This window comes from Pseudomonas fluorescens (assembly GCF_018614775.1).
Classification (GTDB): Bacteria; Pseudomonadota; Gammaproteobacteria; order Pseudomonadales; family Pseudomonadaceae; genus Aquipseudomonas; species Aquipseudomonas fluorescens_BY.
The window spans coordinates 1-14878 of record NZ_JAGGOF010000084.1 but is presented as its reverse complement, the minus strand read 5'-3'; the positions used below and the strand labels follow the sequence as shown (position 1 = coordinate 14878).

Annotated in this window: 14 protein-coding genes; 11 read left to right on the top strand and 3 right to left on the bottom strand. The window is 62.6% G+C overall.

Going from position 1 to position 14878, the window contains the following annotated elements; translation table 11 throughout:
• Positions 1 to 150: 150 nt before the first annotated feature.
• Together J7E36_RS20025 and J7E36_RS20020 are read right to left on the bottom strand one after the other, a co-directional pair.
• Positions 151 to 1626 (bottom strand): inorganic phosphate transporter, encoded by a 1476-nt coding sequence (locus J7E36_RS20025; RefSeq protein WP_215006780.1) that lies wholly within the window; start codon positions 1624 to 1626, stop codon positions 151 to 153.
• 364 nt (positions 1627 to 1990) lie between these two features.
• The gene (locus J7E36_RS20020) at positions 1991 to 2191 is read right to left on the bottom strand and encodes a hypothetical protein (protein ID WP_215006778.1); all 201 of its coding nucleotides are present in this window, start codon (positions 2189 to 2191) and stop codon (positions 1991 to 1993) included.
• A 536-nt stretch (positions 2192 to 2727) separates the two neighbouring features.
• Here J7E36_RS20020 and pcaR point away from each other — a divergent pair.
• From pcaR to pcaC, 11 genes are all read left to right on the top strand, one after another.
• The gene (pcaR, locus tag J7E36_RS20015) at positions 2728 to 3570 is read left to right on the top strand and encodes a pca regulon transcriptional regulator PcaR (RefSeq protein WP_215006776.1); all 843 of its coding nucleotides are present in this window, start codon (positions 2728 to 2730) and stop codon (positions 3568 to 3570) included.
• A 144-nt stretch (positions 3571 to 3714) separates the two neighbouring features.
• Complete coding sequence (locus J7E36_RS20010; RefSeq protein WP_215006782.1) at positions 3715 to 5061, top strand: MFS transporter; 1347 nt, start codon at positions 3715 to 3717, stop codon at positions 5059 to 5061.
• 293 nt (positions 5062 to 5354) lie between these two features.
• Positions 5355 to 6212, top strand: a complete 858-nt coding sequence (locus J7E36_RS20005; RefSeq protein ID WP_215006773.1) for a CoA transferase subunit A — start codon at positions 5355 to 5357, stop codon at positions 6210 to 6212.
• Positions 6209 to 6991, top strand: a complete 783-nt coding sequence (locus J7E36_RS20000) for a CoA-transferase subunit beta (protein ID WP_215006770.1) — start codon at positions 6209 to 6211, stop codon at positions 6989 to 6991. Before J7E36_RS20005 ends, J7E36_RS20000 begins: the two co-directional genes overlap by 4 nt.
• Complete coding sequence (pcaF, locus tag J7E36_RS19995) at positions 6988 to 8193, top strand: 3-oxoadipyl-CoA thiolase (RefSeq protein WP_215006767.1); 1206 nt, start codon at positions 6988 to 6990, stop codon at positions 8191 to 8193. Before J7E36_RS20000 ends, pcaF begins: the two co-directional genes overlap by 4 nt.
• Positions 8194 to 8230: 37 nt before the next feature.
• A complete protein-coding gene (pcaH, locus tag J7E36_RS19990; RefSeq protein ID WP_215006764.1) occupies positions 8231 to 8935 on the top strand; it encodes a protocatechuate 3,4-dioxygenase subunit beta in 705 nt (234 codons plus the stop codon).
• 1 nt (position 8936) lies between these two features.
• A complete protein-coding gene (pcaG, locus tag J7E36_RS19985) occupies positions 8937 to 9503 on the top strand; it encodes a protocatechuate 3,4-dioxygenase subunit alpha (RefSeq protein ID WP_215006761.1) in 567 nt (188 codons plus the stop codon).
• A gap of 177 nt (positions 9504 to 9680) precedes the next feature.
• A complete protein-coding gene (locus J7E36_RS19980) occupies positions 9681 to 10976 on the top strand; it encodes an MFS family transporter (RefSeq protein ID WP_215006758.1) in 1296 nt (431 codons plus the stop codon).
• Positions 10977 to 11021: 45 nt separating this feature from the next.
• A complete protein-coding gene (locus J7E36_RS19975; RefSeq protein WP_215006755.1) occupies positions 11022 to 12386 on the top strand; it encodes a 3-carboxy-cis,cis-muconate cycloisomerase in 1365 nt (454 codons plus the stop codon).
• 12 nt (positions 12387 to 12398) lie between these two features.
• A complete protein-coding gene (gene pcaD, locus J7E36_RS19970; RefSeq protein ID WP_215006753.1) occupies positions 12399 to 13199 on the top strand; it encodes a 3-oxoadipate enol-lactonase in 801 nt (266 codons plus the stop codon).
• Positions 13200 to 13210: 11 nt separating this feature from the next.
• Positions 13211 to 13603 (top strand): 4-carboxymuconolactone decarboxylase, encoded by a 393-nt coding sequence (pcaC, locus tag J7E36_RS19965; protein WP_030142291.1) that lies wholly within the window; start codon positions 13211 to 13213, stop codon positions 13601 to 13603.
• 755 nt (positions 13604 to 14358) lie between these two features.
• Here pcaC and J7E36_RS19960 read toward each other — a convergent pair.
• Positions 14359 to 14878: OprD family outer membrane porin (locus tag J7E36_RS19960; RefSeq protein WP_215006750.1), on the bottom strand; the 520-nt coding region annotated here is incomplete at its 5' end.

The following is a 14878-nucleotide window of genomic DNA, read 5'->3' as shown; positions in this document are numbered from 1 at the left end:
GCTTGCTCGCGAAGGCGTCGTCTCAGCCTCCTATGCAGTGGCTGGCACACCGCTTTCGCGAGCAAGCCCGCTCCCACAAAGGGTAATGTTTCGGGCATAAAAAAAGGTGCGATCCCACAAGGGGGCGCACCTTTTTTCAAGCCATTGGAATCAGCTGCCCAAGGCCTTCGACGCCAGCCAGAACAACCCGGCCGACAGCGCCACCGTCGCCGGCAGGGTCAATACCCAGGCCAGGAGGATGTTGCGCACCGTGCCACCCTGCAGGCCGCTCTTGTTGGCGACCATGGTGCCGGCCACGCCCGAGGACAGCACGTGGGTGGTGGAAACCGGCAGGCTGAAGATGTTCGCCATGCCGATCATGCACGCCGTGGTGATCTGGGCCGACATGCCCTGGGCGTAGGTCATGCCTTGCTTGCCGATCTTCTCGCCGATGGTCAGCACCACGCGCTTCCAGCCGACCATGGTGCCCAGGCCCAGTGCCAGGGCGACCGCCAGGATCACCCAGAACGGGGCGTATTCGGTGGTGGTGGTGAGGTCCTTGCGCAGCTTGTTCAGGTCATCTTTTTCACGGGCTGCCAGGTCTGGCAGCTTGCCGACCTTCTTCGCCGTGTCGTCCAGGCAGAGCAGGTAGCGACGCACCTCGATACGACTTTCCGATGGCAGCGAATGGTAGTCCGCCACGCCTTTGAGGGTGTCGAGCAGCGCGTTGATGGTCGGTTCGGTCTGCTGTGGGTTGCAGCGGAATTTCTCCGGCAGGTCGCCAGGAACGCTTTTGCCCAAGGCCAGGAACTCGCCCAGGGATTCGCTGTTGCGCTTGTAGAACTGGCTCAGGTGCAGGGTCGCATCGCGGGTCCGTTCGATCTGGTAGGTGGTGCTGCTCAGGTCGAGTACGAACTGCGCCGGCACGATACCGATCAGCACCAGCATGATCAGGCCGATGCCTTTCTGGCCGTCGTTGGAGCCGTGGACGAAGCTGACGGCCATGGCCGAGATCACCAGCACCAGGCGATTCCAGAACGGCGGATGCTTCTTGTCGTCGAGCTTGCGGCGCTGTTCCGGCGTCTTGTGCATCTTCGACAGCGGGCGCCACCATTTCAGGCCGATGAGTACCAAGGCGGCGATCAGGAAGCCGGCCATGGGCGAGAACACCAGGGAGGCACCGATATCGATCGCCTTCTGCCAGTTCACCCCGTCGGCCAACGGGATGTCGTTGATCAGCGCATTGGCCAGGCCCACGCCGAGGATCGAACCGATCAACGTGTGGGAGCTGGAAGCCGGGATACCGAAGTACCAGGTGCCCAGATTCCAGGTGATGGCCGCTGCAAGCAGGGAGAACACCATGGCCAGCCCGTGTCCGGTGTTCACATTGATCAGCAGTTCCACGGGCAACAGGTGAACGATGGCGTACGCCACCCCCACGCCGCCCAGCAGCACTCCGAGGAAGTTGAACACACCGGAAAAGAACACCGCCAGGTGTGGCGGCATGGCTTTGGTGTAGATAACGGTGGCAACCGCGTTAGCGGTGTCATGAAAGCCGTTGATGAACTCGAAGGCGAGGACAAAAGCCAGGGCGAGCAAGAGGCTCACAAGCACCCAAGCATCCAGTCCGCTGAATAAATCGATCATGAAGGTTTTCTGACCCGGTCATAAGGGGGCGCGATTATGCCAGAAAACCTCGTTGATCGATGCACTGCCTGCTCATCGGTAACATTCTTCAACGAAATAATTTGTAGGACAGCCTCTGCCACGAGGTGGCCAACGAGGTGCGCAACCCTTTGATTCAGGGGCGCAAAGCGCAATTGCAGGGGGGGCCGGAACGGTGAAACACACCTCAAGCGGTTGTATGAAATGTCTGAAAAGAGGGTCGGCTATGGATACTCACGACCCTCGGACGTGAAGCGCCGTGGACCCACTCATGACGGGCACCCGATATCGGCCTGCGGCCAGGGTAGTGGCCGCAAGCCCTCTCAAGAACCTCCGGCCTCGAGCTTCAATGCTCTTCGGCGTTGAGTTCCTTTTCCATCTTCTGAAGTTCCTGGATGAAGGCCTGGTCTTGAACGGTGGCGCGTTTACGCCAGGGTTTGCGTTCGGGTTCAGGTTGCGCGGCGTAGGTGGTGACTTCCCCGCCGTAAACTTCCTTGTAACGTTGTTCCTGGCGCTCAAGTTCCGCGCGCAGTTCGTCTTTCGTCACAGTTTTACCTAATTAATTGAAAATTGATCTGGTGATACGCACTGCATGTGGCATGCAGACGGCCACGGCACCAGAGCTGACAGCTGACGTAGCATCAGGGGTTCGTATTGTTGCCGATACAGGGAAGCAGCCAGAAGGCGCTCCAGGCACCACGGTTCAACTACTGTGCCTGCGCACGGATACGGTCAATGGCCGTACCTTCGCTGAAGTGCATTATAGCGGTCCCGCTGAAGAACACTATCGGCAAAAGTTAAAGAAGTCTGTTCTAGTGTGAATCAATGTTTGATGTGCAACTTATAGCAACGAGTTTTTGCAGGTGCCGGTATCCTGACGCCCAGTGGGGCGACAAGTTCAATTACGACGCCTGGATCATGCCGCAGTGTTCGCACACTCGTAGCCCTGAATAAATCGCTATTCCCACCGCTGATTGCGATTATCGACCGATGATTCGATAATCGAACGGTGTTGGCGGTCCGTCCTTGCTCTCCGTCAGGCTGCCGCTTGTAATAGCTGTCATTCCCGGGGAAGGACCAGACATGAACGACCAATTGCGCAACGCCTTCACTTCAGTCGCGCCGCCGATTGTTGCCTCGCCAGCCAAGCGGATCCAGGCCCTGACCGGTGACCCGGACTTCATGACCTCCCTGGCTCGCGGACTGGCGGTGGTCCAGGCCTTCCAGGAGCGCAAGCGGCACCTGACCATCGCCCAGATCAGCCACCGCACGGAAATTCCCCGCGCTGCCGTCAGGCGTTGCCTGCACACCTTGATCAAGCTTGGCTACGCCACCACGGACGGGCGCACCTACTCGCTGTTGCCCAAAGTGCTGACCCTGGGTCACGCCTATTTGTCATCGACGCCCCTGGCCGTTTCCGCCCAGCCGTACCTGGACCGCATGAGCGAGCAACTCCACGAAGCCTGCAATATGGCGACCCTCGAAGGCGACGACATCCTCTACATTGCCCGGTCGGCCACCACCCAACGGCTGATTTCGGTGGACCTGTCGGTGGGTGGGCGGCTGCCGGCCTACTGCACCTCCATGGGCAGGATTCTTCTGGCGGCCCTGGATGATGCGTCGCTGCGTGACTACCTCGACCACGCCGACCTGCAAGCCAAGACCAGCCGGACCCTGCACACTGCCGAATCCTTGCTCGAATGCCTGCAACAGGTGCGGCAACAGGGCTGGTGCATCGTTGATCAGGAATTGGAGCAGGGCCTGCGTGCGATTGCCGTTCCGGTGTACGACGCTTCCGGCCAGGTGGTGGCGGCACTCAATGTCAGTACCCATGCGGGGCGGGTCAGCCGCAATGAGCTGGAACAGCGTTTCCTGCCAAGCTTGCTCGGGGCCAGTCGCGACTTGAGCGCGCAGCTGTTCACCTAAGCCGTTCGATAAACGCACACAGTCGCCTCCAGCGAATTGACGGTATTTACCTGGCCTCATTAATGTCGCGGCAGCGTCATCCGGCGTGCTGAGCCTGGCTCGGCCACGGGTTGGCGACTCGACACAATAATAATGAGAGACATGATGAACCAGCCCCAGACCTCTGTAGGCCACTGCCTCGACGTGCAGTCCTTTATCAATGCCCAGCCCATTTCGCGCTACCAGTGGCGGGTAGTGATTCTTTGCTTCCTGATCGTTTTCCTCGACGGCCTCGACACGGCGGCCATGGGCTTCATTGCCCCGGCGTTGTCCCAGGACTGGGGGATTGATCGCGCCAGCCTCGGCCCGGTGATGAGCGCCGCGCTGATCGGCATGGTCTTCGGGGCATTGGGCTCGGGGCCCTTGTCTGACCGCTTCGGGCGCAAAGTCGTGCTGGTGGGCGCCGTCCTGCTGTTTGGCGCGTTCAGCCTGGCGTCGGCCTACAGCACCAACGTCGATCAACTGCTGGTGCTGCGCTTCCTTACCGGCCTGGGGTTGGGGGCCGGGATGCCCAATGCCACCACCTTGCTCTCGGAATACACACCGGAACGCAAGAAGTCCCTGCTGGTGACCAGCATGTTCTGCGGTTTCAACCTGGGCATGGCCGGCGGCGGGTTTATCTCCGCCAAGCTGATCCCGGCGTTCGGCTGGCACAGCCTGTTGTTGATCGGCGGGATCCTGCCGTTGCTGCTGACGGTCGTGCTGTTTTTCTGGTTGCCGGAGTCGGCGCGGTACCTGGTGGTGCGCAACCGCGGCACTGACAAAGTGCGCAAAGCCCTGGCGCCGATCGACCCGCACACGGTGGCCCAAGCCGCGAGCTTCAGTGTGCCGGAACAGAAAACCGTGAAGGCGCGCAACGTGCTGGCGGTGATCTTCTCCGGTGCTTACAGCGCCGGCACGCTGCTGCTGTGGCTGACCTACTTCATGGGCCTGGTGATTGTGTACCTGCTGACCAGTTGGCTGCCGACGCTGATGCGCGACAGCGGCGCAAGCATGGAGCAGGCGGCGTTTATCGGCGCGTTGTTCCAGTTCGGCGGGGTATTGAGCGCGGTGGGCGTGGGTTGGGCGATGGACCGGTTCAATCCGCACAAGGTCATCGGCCTGTTCTACCTGATGGCCGGGGTATTTGCCTACGCGGTAGGGCAGAGCCTGGGCAACATCACTTTGCTCGCGACGCTGGTGCTGGTGGCTGGCATGTGCGTCAACGGTGCGCAATCGGCGATGCCGTCCCTCGCGGCGCGCTTCTACCCGACCCAGGGCCGGGCCACCGGCGTTTCCTGGATGCTCGGCATCGGGCGCTTCGGCGCGATCCTCGGCGCCTGGATGGGCGCGACCTTGCTGGGCCTGGGTTGGAACTTCGAGCAGGTATTGACCGCCCTGGTCATTCCGGCGGCCCTCGCGACCACGGCGGTGGTGATCAAGGGGCTGGTCAGCCATGCGGATGCGACCTGAGCCGAGAATCTGAGGGGATCCCCCTGTGGGAGCGAGCCTGCTCGCGATGGCGGTGTGTCAGCTTGCGAGGAGGGTGACTGTACCGCCGCCATCGCGAGCAGGCTCGCTCCCACAGGGTGGCTTTGTGCACCGAGTTAATCGATAGCCAAACAACAATCCGTTCGATAAACGAACACTGAGTCGATTATCGGATTGTTTGGCGTTTTCCCGCAGCTTACTCTTCAGTCACTCCGGCGCTTAACCTCGCGCCTTTTTTCTTCATGTCGGTCTACTGGAAAACGGGAGCCTGCCCCATGGCTGAAATCCTTTCGCTGCACGACGCGGTGAAGCAGTTCGTCAACGACGGCGATACCGTCGCGCTCGAAGGCTTCACTCACCTGATTCCGACCGCCGCGGGTCACGAAATCATTCGTCAGGGCAAGAAAGACCTGACCCTGGTGCGGATGACCCCTGACCTGATCTACGATCAGTTGATCGGCGCCGGCTGTGCGCGCAAGTTGATTTTCTCCTGGGGCGGTAATCCGGGCGTGGGGTCGCTGCACCGGCTGCGTGATGCCGTGGAGAAACAGTGGCCGCAGCCCTTGGAGATCGAAGAACACAGCCACGCCGACCTGGCCAATGCCTACGTGGCTGGCGCTTCTGGCCTGCCGTTCGCGGTGCTGCGGGCGTACGCAGGTTCCGACCTGCCCAAGGTCAATCCGCTGATCAAGAGCGTGACCTGTCCCTTTACCGGTGAAGTCCTCGCTGCCGTGCCTTCGGTGCGCCCGGACATCACCGTGATCCACGCGCAGAAGGCTGACCGCAAGGGCAACGTGTTGCTCTGGGGCATCCTTGGCGTGCAGAAGGAAGCCGCCCTGGCCGCCAAGCGCTGCATCGTCACCGTGGAAGAAATCGTCGACGACCTGAACGCGCCGATGAACGCCTGCGTCCTGCCGACCTGGGCACTCAGTGCGGTATGCCTCGTACCGGGCGGTGCACACCCGTCCTACGCCCATGGCTATACCGAACGTGACAACCGTTTCTACCAGGCGTGGGACCCCATCGCCCGGGACCGTGAGACCTTTACCGCGTGGATCAACGAATACATCCACGGCACCCGGGATTTTTCCGAATTCCAGGCCCGACTGGCCGCCGCTTCGGAGGCGAAATGATGACGTACTCCACCAACGAAATGATGACCGTTGCCGCGGCCCGTCGCTTGAAGAACGACGCCGTGTGCTTCGTCGGCATCGGTCTGCCATCGAAAGCGGCCAACCTGGCGCGGCTGACGTCGGCGCCGGATGTCGTGCTGATCTACGAATCCGGCCCGATCGGCGCCAAGCCCAGCGTGTTGCCGCTGTCCATCGGCGATGGTGAACTGGCGGAAACCGCTGACACGGTCGTACCGACGGGTGAGATTTTTCGCTACTGGTTGCAGGGCGGGCGCATTGACGTCGGGTTCCTGGGGGCCGCCCAGGTCGACCGCTTCGGCAACATCAACACCACGGTGGTGGGTGATTACCATCAGCCCAAAGTCCGTCTGCCGGGCGCCGGTGGCGCGCCGGAAATCGCCGGCTCGGCCAAGAGCGTGCTGATCATCCTCAAGCAATCGGCGCGTTCGTTTGTCGAAAAGCTGGATTTCATTACCTCGGTCGGTCACGGCGAGGGCGGTGATTCGCGCAAGCGCCTCGGTCTGCCGGGCGCTGGCCCTGTCGGCATCATCACCGACCTGTGCATCATGGAACCGGAAGCCGGCACCCATGAATTCGTGGTCACCGCGTTGCACCCTGGAGTGACCCGCGAACAAGTGATTGCCGCCACCGGCTGGGCGATCCGTTTTGCCGACCAGGTGCAAACCAGCGCCGAACCGACTGAAGTGGAGCTGCGCGCCCTGCGTGATCTGGAAGCGCGCACGGCGGCGGCCCACGGCCAGGCACCGGGAGAAGCGTGATGCGCGACGTCTATATCTGTGATGCGATCCGTACCCCTATCGGTCGCTTTGGTGGCGGCTTGGCCGGCGTGCGCGCCGATGACCTGGCGGCCGTGCCGATCAAGGCGCTGATGGCGCGCAACCCCTCGGTGGACTGGCGCGCGGTGGACGAGGTGTTCCTCGGTTGCGCCAACCAGGCCGGCGAAGACAACCGCAACGTCGCACGCATGGCGCTGTTGCTGGCAGGGCTGCCGGAGAGCATTCCCGGCGTAACCCTCAACCGCCTGTGCGCCTCAGGCATGGACGCCATCGGCACGGCGTTCCGCGCCATTGCCAGCGGCGAAATGGAACTGGCCATCGCCGGCGGCGTGGAATCGATGTCCCGTGCGCCGTTCGTGATGGGCAAGGCCGACGCAGCGTTCTCGCGCAACATGAAACTGGAAGACACCACCATTGGCTGGCGTTTCATCAACCCGTTGATGAAAGCCCAGTACGGCGTGGACGCCATGCCGCAGACGGCCGACAACGTCGCCGATGACCACGCGGTGTCCCGCGCCGACCAGGACGCCTTCGCCTGGCGCAGCCAGCAGCGCACGGCGGCGGCCCAGGCGGCCGGCTTTTTTGCCGAAGAAATCGTGCCGGTGCGCGTTGCCCACAAGAAGGGCGAAACCGTGGTCGAGCAGGATGAACATCCGCGCGCCGACACCACGTTGGAGGCCCTGGGCAAACTCAAACCGGTCAACGGCCCGGACAAGACCGTCACCGCTGGCAACGCCTCGGGCGTCAATGATGGCGCGGCGGCGCTGATCCTGGCCTCGGCCGAGGCGGTGAAGAAACACGGCCTGACCCCGCGCGGCAAAGTCCTGGGCATGGCCAGCGCCGGCGTGGCGCCACGGGTGATGGGCATCGGCCCGGTGCCGGCGGTGCGCAAGCTTACCGAGCGCCTGGGCCTGGCGGTCGCTGATTTCGACGTGATCGAACTCAACGAAGCGTTTGCCAGCCAGGGCCTGGCGGTGCTGCGCGAATTGGGACTGGCGGACGATGCGCCCCAGGTCAACCCGAACGGCGGCGCCATTGCCCTCGGTCATCCGCTGGGCATGAGCGGGGCGCGACTGGTCCTGACGGCGCTCCATCATCTGGAAAAGACCGGCGGCAGCAAAGGCCTGGCGACCATGTGTGTCGGCGTCGGCCAGGGCCTGGCATTGGCAATCGAGCGCGTCTGACGCGCCGTTCAACGAATAAGAAACCGAGGAATGCTTCATGACTGACAAGCCTGGTTATCGTCGCCCCCAAGCGGGCACCCAGCCGGAGTATCTGCACCCGCCGTACCAGTCCACCAACCTGCGCTCGCCGTCCAGGCCGCTGGTGCACCTGCCTCACTCGTTGTCGGAAATCACTGGCCCGACCGTAGGCGCCGATCGCTTGCAGGAGAAGGACAACGACCTGACCGCCCAGCATGTCGGCGAGCCACTGGGGGAACGGATCATCATTCACGGGCGCGTGCTGGATGAGCACGGCCAGCCGGTGCCGGGCATCCTGGTGGAGATCTGGCAGGCCAACGCCGCCGGTCGCTACCACCATGACCGCGACAAACATGATGCGCCGCTGGACCCGAACTTCACCGGCACCGGCCGCACCGTCACAGACGCCGATGGCTGGTACCAGTTCCAGACCATCAAGCCCGGCGCGTACCCCTGGGGTAACCATCACAATGCCTGGCGTCCGGCGCATATCCATTTCTCGTTGTTCGGGCCGAGCATTCTGACGCGCCTGGTGACGCAGATGTATTTCCCCGGCGACCCGCTGCTGGCCTACGATCCGATCTACAACTGCGTACCGGACACCCGTGCCAAGGAACGCCTGATCGCCCGCTTCGACCTGGAAAAAACCGTCCCTCACTACGCCCTCGGTTACCGCTGGGACATCGTCTTGCGCGGCCGCGACGCCACGCCGATGGAGAAATAAGATGACGCTCACCGCCACCACCTCCCATACCGTTGGCCCTTACTATCACATCGGCCTGACCTGGCTGAACCGCGAAGACATGACCGTCGCCGAAACCCTCGGCGAGCGCGTGGCGATCACCGGGCAGGTGGTCGACGGCAATGGCCAGTTCGTCAATGACGCGATGCTGGAAGTCTGGCAGGCCAACGCCGCTGGCAAGTACGCCCACCCCGAAGACGATCAGGACAAGCCCCTGGACCCGCACTTCGATGGCTTCGGCCGAGTGCCGGTGGACGCCGAGGGGCGCTTCCGCTTCACCACCATCAAGCCCGGCAGCGTACCGGGGCTTAAAGGCACGACCCAGGCACCGCACTTGGTGGTGCTGGTGTTTGCCCGTGGGCTGGTCAAGCACCTGCTGACGCGCATTTACTTCGATGGCGAGCCGGCCAACGAAACCGACCCGTTGCTGGCCTGTGTGCCTGAGGAGCGCCGCGCTACCCTCGTGAGCAAGCCCGATGCGTCGGGCGTCTACCAGTGGAATGTGGTCCTGCAGGGAACGGATGCCGAGACGGTGTTTTTCGATTACTGAGTGACATCGTTCCCGCGCTCTGCGATGGGAATGCCTCAACGGACGCTCCGCGTTCGGCTTTTGGGACGCAGAGCTTCCCTGGCTGCATTCCCACGCAGAGCGTGGGAACGATCTGTGGAACGGGGCTGTTACGAAGTGTGTCTAGACTGAGTTAAGCCCCCAAAGAGTGAGTAACCCATGACCACCCAAACCAGCCACTACACCGGCGAAGAACGCAGCAAGCGCATTTTCGCCATCGTCGGCGCCTCCTCCGGCAACCTGGTCGAATGGTTCGACTTCTACGTCTACGCGTTTTGCGCGATCTATTTCGCCCCGGCATTCTTCCCCTCGGACAACCCCACGGTGCAACTGGTCAACACCGCCGGCGTATTCGCCGCCGGGTTCCTGATGCGCCCCATCGGCGGCTGGATCTTCGGCCGGGTGGCGGACCGTCACGGGCGCAAGAACTCGATGATGATCTCGGTGCTGATGATGTGCTTCGGCTCCTTGCTCATCGCCTGTTTGCCCACCTACAAGGACATTGGCGTCTGGGCGCCGGTGCTGCTGTTGCTCGCGCGCTTGCTGCAAGGCTTGTCGGTGGGCGGCGAATATGGCACCACGGCGACCTACATGAGCGAAGTCGCGCTCAAGGGCCAGCGCGGCTTCTTTGCCTCGTTCCAGTACGTGACGCTGATCGGCGGGCAACTGCTGGCGGTGTCGCTGGTGGTGATCCTGCAACAGTTTCTCAACGAAGACGAACTGCGGGCCTATGGCTGGCGGATCCCGTTCGTGGTCGGCGCCGTGGCCGCAGTGATTTCGCTGTTGCTGCGTCGTTCTCTGAAGGAAACCAGCAGCAAGGAAATGCGCGAGAACAAGGACGCCGGCAGCATCGCCGCGCTGTTTCGCGACCACAAGGCCGCGTTCATCACCGTGCTCGGCTACACCGCCGGCGGTTCGCTGATTTTCTACACCTTTACCACCTACATGCAGAAATACCTGGTGAACACCGCCGGCCTGCACGCCAAGACCGCCAGTTACATCATGACCGGCGCACTGTTCCTGTACATGTGCATGCAGCCGCTGTTCGGCATGCTGGCGGACAAGATCGGTCGCCGTAATTCCATGCTCTGGTTCGGCGCGTTGGGCGCATTGTGTACCGTGCCGATCCTGCTGACTCTGAAAAGCATCAGCAGCCCGTTCCTGGCATTTGTGCTGATTACCCTGGCGTTGGCGATCGTCAGTTTCTACACCTCCATCAGTGGCCTGGTAAAAGCCGAGATGTTTCCACCCGAAGTACGGGCGCTGGGGGTAGGGTTGGCCTACGCCGTGGCGAATGCGATTTTTGGCGGCTCGGCGGAGTACGTCGCCTTGAGCCTGAAAGCCCAGGGCATGGAAAACGCTTTCTATTGGTACGTCACGGTCATGATGGTGGTGGCGTTCCTGTTCAGCCTGCGCCTGCCCAAGCAACCGTCTTATTTGCATCACGACCTTTGACTCAACCGCGCTCGGTCGTGAGGCCGGCGCAGCCAAGGACTGTTTATGAGCGAACGACCGGGCAATCAGCTGTTCGATGCCTACTTCACGGCCCGCGACATGCGCGAGGTGTTCTGTGACGCGGGGCGGGTTCAGGCCATGCTGGATGTCGAGGCCGGACTGGCCCGGGCCCAGGCGCGGGTGGGGTTGATTCCCCAGAGCGCGGTGGCACCGATCGAGCAGGCTTGTCGTGCCCAGCTCTACGATTTTTCAGCACTCAGTGAAGCGATTGCCACGGCCGGCAATTCGGCGATCCCGCTGGTCAAGGCGCTGGGCAAGCGCATCGCCAGCGTGGATCCCGAGGCTGAGCGCTATGTGCACCTGGGGGCCACCAGTCAGGACGTGATGGACAGTGGCCTGGTGCTGCAACTGCGCCAGGCGCTGGCATTGATCGAGGGTGAGCTGGCGCAGTTGGCCGACACCCTGGCCCGCCAAGCCGAACGCTACGCCACCACGCCGCTCGCCGGGCGTACTTGGTTGCAACACGCAACGCCGGTGACCCTGGGCATGAAAATCGCCGGTTGGCTGGGGGCGATCAGCCGCAGCCGCCAACGTTTGGCCGAACTGAAACCACGCTTGCTGGTGCTGCAATTCGGCGGCGCTTCCGGAACCCTCGCCGCATTGGGCGACCACGCCTTGCCCGTCGCCGAAGCCCTGGCCGCCGAACTGCAACTGAGCCTGCCGGAGCAACCGTGGCACACCCAGCGTGATCGCCTGGTGGAGTTCGGTTCGGTGCTTGGCTTGATCGCCGGCAGCCTCGGCAAACTCGGACGCGACATCAGCCTGCTGATGCAGACCGAAGCCGGCGAGGCGTTCGAGCCGTCGGCACCCGGCAAGGGTGGTTCGTCGACCATGCCCCACAAGCGCAACCCGGTGGGCGCGGCGGTGCTGATCAGCGCCGCCACGCGGGTGCCGGGTCTGTTGTCGACGCTGTTCAGTGCCATGCCCCAGGAGCATGAGCGCAGCCTCGGCCTGTGGCATGCCGAATGGGAAACCCTGCCGGAGATCTGTTGCCTGGTGTCCGGCGCCTTGCAACAGGCTCGACTGTTGGCCGACGGGCTGGAAGTCGATTCGGCGCGCATGGCCCGTAACCTGGAACTGACCCAGGGCCTGGTACTGGCCGAAGCGGTGAGCATCGTCCTGGCCCAACGGGTCGGGCGCGACACCGCGCATCATCTGCTGGAGCAATGCTGCAAGCGTGCCGTCGCCGAACAGCGGCATTTGCGCGAGGTACTGGGCGATGAAGCCCAAGTCACCGCGCAATTGTCCGCTGCCGAACTCGATCATTTGCTCAACCCTGCCCACTACCTCGGCCAGGCCCAGACCTGGGTCACCCGAGCGGTGGCCGAACACCTTGCCTTGAAGGCCTGAAAGGAGATTGTTGTGGGATTCGTCAAACTCGCCGACGGCGAACTGAACTATCGTCTCGACGGGCGGGAGGATGCCCCGGTGCTGGTGCTTTCCAACTCGTTGGGCACCGACTTGCACATGTGGGACGAGCAGGTCGCAGCGTTCAGCGAACACTTTCGCGTGCTGCGCTTCGACACCCGTGGTCACGGCCAGTCGCTGGTCACCGGAGGCCCGTACAGCATCGAGCAATTGGGCCGCGATGTGCTGGCACTGCTCGATGCGCTGGACATCGACAAAGTGCATTTCTGCGGCTTGTCCATGGGCGGACTGATCGGCCAGTGGCTGGGGATCCATGCCGGCGAGCGCCTGCACAAACTGGTGGTGTGCAACACCGCCGCCAAGATCGGCGACCCGTCGGTGTGGAACCCGCGGATCGAAACCGTGCTGCGTGACGGCAAGGCAGCGATGGTGGCGTTGCGCGACGCTTCGATTGCCCGTTGGTTTACCCCGGACTTCGCCCAATCCAATCCCGAGAAGGCGAAAAAAATCACCGACATGCTCGCGGCCACCTCGCCACAGGGTTATGCCGCCAACTGCGCGGCGGTGCGCGATGCCGATTTCCGTGAACAGCTCTCAGCGATCCGCGCGCCGCTGCTGGTGGTCGCCGGCACTGAAGACGCGGTGACGCCGCCGTCGGGTGGGCACTTTATCCAGGAGCGGGTCAGCGGCGCGCAGTACGCCGAGTTCCACGCCGCGCACCTGTCCAACGTCCAGGCCGGCGCTGCGTTCAGCGCGCGGGTGCTGGATTTCCTGCTTGATACCAGTGGCGCCTGAGGAGCTTTTTTGTGGACGAGAAACAACGTTATGACGAAGGCATGCAAGTGCGCCGCGCGGTACTGGGCGACGCTCACGTCGACCGCAGCCTCAATGCACTGACCGAGTTCAACAGCGAGTTCCAGGAAATGATCACCCGCCACGCCTGGGGCGACATCTGGACCCGCCCGGGCCTGCCACGCCACACCCGCAGCCTGATCACCATTGCCATGCTGATCGGCATGAACCGCAATGAAGAACTCAAGCTGCACCTGCGCGCCGCTGCCAACAACGGCGTGAGCCGCAGCGAGATCAAGGAAGTGATCATGCAGAGCGCCATCTACTGCGGTATCCCGGCAGCCAACGCCACCTTCCACCTGGCCGAGTCGGTGTGGGATGAACTGGGTGTCGAATCGCGGGGATAGGCTTGTTTGGGAATTGACGGATTGTTAACTGTGTGCATATCCGTTGCTGCGGTAACGGCCACTTAGGGTTCCGCTCTGACAGCGGCTCACTTTTGAGAAGCGCAAAAGTAAGCAAAACGCTTTGCCCCACCACTCGGCACCTCGCCCAGGCTCGGTGTGCCCGAACGCAGGCATTGCTCCGTGGGCCCGCCGCGAAGGGCCATCCATGGCCCAGCGCGGCTAATCCGGCATCCATGCCGGATTGCCCACTGCGCAATACCTGCGTTCGGCCAGCGTGGTTAACGGGGCGCCCCAGATCAAAAGCTCGCCGAGGCGGCCTTATAGCCGACCTGGCTCTTGCGGTGGTACACCCTTCAGGTCTGTGGTGTTGGAGCTGAAGCTGAAGCTGAAGCTGAAGCTGAAGCGCGAGCTGGAACTGTAGGAGCCAAGCTTGCTCGCGAAAGCGGTGGGGCAGTTTGCATGGGTGTTGAATGTGCCGCCGTCATCGCGAGCAAGCTCAGCTCCCACAGTAGTCCGGCGTTGTGTGTGGATGATGGGTTCACCACAATCCCCTGTGGGAGCGGGCTTGCTCGCGAAAGCGGTGGGGCAGTTTGCATGGGTGTTGAATGTGCCGCCGTCATCGCGAGCAAGCTCAGTTCCCACAGTAGTCCGGCGTTGTGTGTGGATGATGGGTTCACCACAATCCCCTGTGGGAGCGAGCCTGCTCGCGATAGCGGCGGCACGGCCGCCACACCAGCAGACCCACCGCAGCCGCTTTACAACAAGCTGATCGGATAGCTGACAATCAAGCGGTTCTCATCGAACTCATTGGTATTGAAGTCCCGGCGCATCGTCGAGTTGCGCCATTTCACGTTGAGGCTTTTCAGCGCGCCGCTCTGCACGGTGTAGGCCAGTTCGGTTTCACGGCCCCATTCCTTGCCGTCGTCGACCGTGGCGGTGTGCACGTTGTCGCCGCTGATGTAGCGGTTCATCAGGGTCAGGCCCGGCACGCCGACGGCGGCGAAGTTGAAGTCATGGCGCAGCTGCCAGGATTTTTCCTTGGCGTTGTCGTAGCTGGAGTTGTAGCTGTCGTTCGCCAGGGTGCCGCCGCTGGTGCCGTTGACGCGCATCCAGGCATCGTCGCCGCCGACTTTCTGCAAACCGACGTAGAAGGTGTTGCCACCGTATTTGGCCGAGAGCATGGCGAACGCGGTTTTGTTATCGAGATCGCCGGCCAGGGCGCTGCCGTCTTCCTTGCCGATGAAGTAGCCGAGGTTGGCGCCCAGGGTCCAGTCG